Genomic DNA, 353 nt, shown 5'->3' on the forward strand with positions numbered 1-353 from the left:
CCCTTGCCCTACTCCTGCCCTTAAGCGTCCAAGCCGCCACCGACATCCAACGCTGGCGCAACCGCGACGGCACCCAAATCCTCCTTGTCGAACGCCACGAAAACCCCATCATCGACCTTGAAGTCAGCTTCAAGGGCGCAGGCAGCGTCGCCAATCCGGACGGCAAAAGCCAAGTTGCCGAATTTACCGCCGCCCTCCTGACCGACGGTACCCAAGAGCTGGACGAAGAAGCCTTCAATGCCGAAGCCGACAACATCGGTGCGCACATCAGCAGCGACAGCAATGCCGAAAGCGCATCCGCAGGCTTCCGCAGCCTCAGCAAAGCCGACATCCGCGACAAAGCCGCCAACTTG

At 60.9% G+C, this 353-nt stretch carries 1 pseudogene; it reads left to right on the forward strand.

Annotated features, from left to right (window positions below):
• Positions 1–353: pseudogene (locus ACTHSP_RS22995) on the forward strand (M16 family metallopeptidase); the annotation flags it as partial.

The organism is Neisseria sp. P0001.S005 (assembly GCF_051963715.1).